The 2,434-nt window shown below is 69.1% G+C and carries 2 protein-coding genes; one reads left to right on the forward strand and one right to left on the reverse strand.

The window, feature by feature from the left end; translation table 11 throughout:
• Positions 1–11 precede the first annotated feature (11 nt).
• Positions 12–677: a TetR family transcriptional regulator gene (locus FF041_RS13335; RefSeq protein ID WP_323391829.1), complete on the reverse strand. Its 666-nt coding sequence runs from the start codon at positions 675–677 to the stop codon at positions 12–14.
• A gap of 280 nt (positions 678–957) precedes the next feature.
• On the opposite strand from FF041_RS13335, the gene FF041_RS13340 reads away from it, so the two are divergent.
• Positions 958–2,434 (forward strand): MFS transporter (locus FF041_RS13340; RefSeq protein ID WP_407698149.1); only part of this gene is annotated, 1,477 nt, incomplete at its 3' end.

Genomic DNA, 2,434 nt, shown 5'->3' on the forward strand with positions numbered 1-2,434 from the left:
CCCGCCCGGAGCTACGCCCCGCCCGTGCCGGGCGTCCGCCAGTCCTGTGCGAGCGCCGGTCTCAGCGCGTCCAGATGAATCGCCGTCAGATTCCGCAGCGACTGGGCGCTCCAGTCCTCGCCGAGACCCCACCGCCTTCCGGCGGCCCTCATCACCCCGCTGAACGCCGCAACCGCCGTACGGGGCCGAGGGTCCAGCTCCAGGTCGAGCCCCTCGCGCTCGGCGATCAGCCGCGCGAGCTTCTCCTCCAGATCCAGCGAGCGCCGCAGATGCGCCGCGATCAGCGCGGGCGTCGACTCGATCATCAGATAGCTGCGCATATGCAGATCGAAGGGAATGATCTCGCCGATGGCCTCGCCGAGGGTGTCCCAGGCGGCCAGCGCGGCGTTGTGCAGCGCCTCGAAAGGGCCTTCCTGCGGGGGCCGGGTCCGTACCGCCTCCAGGAAGTGCGACTCGACCAGCGACTGCACGGCGAAGGCGGCCTCCTCCTTGCTGGCGAAGTACCGGAAGAAGGTGCGCTGGGAGACGTCGACCGCGTCCGCGATCTCGTCCACGGTCGTCCGCTCGTACCCCTGGGCGATGAACAGCTCCAGCGCGGCACGCACCAGCGCATGACGGGTGAGCTGTTTCTTCCGCTCACGCAGTCCCGTCGTCTCCGCTGTCGGCTCGACCGTCACACGCCCTCGCTTCTCTTCCGCTCTCCGGCCGGAGACTTCTCCTCGGCCGGTTCTCCTCGGCCGGTTCTCCTCGGCCGGTTCTCCTCGGCCGGTGACCGAGGTCCGGTGACCGAGGTCCGCTGACCGAGTTCCGTCGACCGTCCGCGCGCCGTTTTCGGCCGCTTCGGCCAGCTCAGCGTACCTGTGGCCCATGTGACAGCCGCCGACTACTGAAATGGTTTGTCAACTGTCAGTGGCTGACATTAGCCTGTTCGGCATGACTAGTCAGACCACCGTAGACATGGCGTCGAAGGATCCCGGGGACCCCGGCCCCACCCCGGCCAAGGGGCTTCGCGGCCACCCCTGGCTGACCCTCTTCGCCGTGGCCATCGGCGTGATGATGGTCGCGCTGGACGGCACGATCGTCGCGATAGCCAACCCCGCGATCGCCGAGGACCTCGACGCCACCTTCGCCGACGTCCAATGGATCACCAACGGCTATTTCCTCGCCCTCGCCGTCAGCCTGATCACCGCGGGCAAGCTCGGCGACCGCTTCGGCCACCGCCAGACCTTCCTCGTCGGAGTCGTCGGATTCGCCGCCGCCTCCGCGGCCATCGGCCTCTCCGACAGCATCGCCATGGTGGTCGTCTTCCGGGTCGCCCAGGGACTGTTCGGCGCCCTGCTGATGCCCGCGGCCCTCGGTCTGCTGCGCGCCACCTTCCCCGCCGAGAAGCTGAACATGGCGATCGGCATCTGGGGCATGGTCATCGGCGCGTCCACCGCGGGCGGCCCGATCGTCGGCGGTCTGCTGGTCGAGCACGTCAGCTGGCAGTCGGTCTTCTTCATCAACGTTCCCGTCGGCGTCCTCGCCGTCGCCCTCGGCGTGGTCATCCTCAAGGACCACCGCGCCGAGAACGCGCCGCGGTCCTTCGACATCCCGGGCATCCTGCTGCTGTCCGGCGCCATGTTCTGTCTGGTCTGGGCGCTCATCAAGGCCCCGGAGCCGACCTGGGGCTGGGGCGGCGGAAAGACCTGGGGCTTCATCGCCGCGTCGCTCGTCTCCTTCGCGCTCTTCGCCCTGTGGGAGAGCAAGGTCCGTGAGCCGCTGATCCCGCTGAAGCTGTTCCGCTCGGTGCCGCTGTCGGCCGGTGTGGTCCTGATGGTGCTCATGGCCATCGCCTTCATGGGCGGCCTGTTCTTCGTCACCTTCTACCTTCAGAATGTGCACGGTCTGAGCCCGGTGGACGCCGGACTCCATCTGCTGCCGCTCACCGGAATGATGATCGTCGGCTCCCCGCTGGCGGGCGTGGTGATCACCAAGGTCGGTCCGCGGATCCCGCTGGCCGGCGGCATGGTGCTCACCGCCACCGCGATGTTCGGCATGTCGACCCTCTCCACGGACACCGGAAGCCTCACGATGTCCCTCTGGTTCGCCCTGCTGGGTCTCGGCCTCGCGCCGGTCATGGTGGGCGCGACCGAGGTCATCGTCGGAAACGCGCCCATGGAGCTGTCCGGTGTCGCGGGCGGTCTCCAGCAGGCCGCCATGCAGATCGGCGGCAGCCTCGGCACGGCGGTGCTCGGCGCGGTCATGGCCTCCCGGGTCGACAGCGACCTCCCGGACAACTGGGCCGACGCCAAGCTCCCGCCGCTCACCGAGCAGCAGTTCGACGAGGCGTCCAAGGCCGTCGAGATGGGCGTGCCCCCGGTCCAGCCCGGCACCCCGCCCGAAGCCGCCGCCGCGATCGGCGACGTCGCCCACGAGACCTTCATGTCGGGCA

Source organism: Streptomyces jumonjinensis (assembly GCF_009600885.1).
GTDB classification, from domain to species: Bacteria; Actinomycetota; Actinomycetes; order Streptomycetales; family Streptomycetaceae; genus Streptomyces; species Streptomyces jumonjinensis.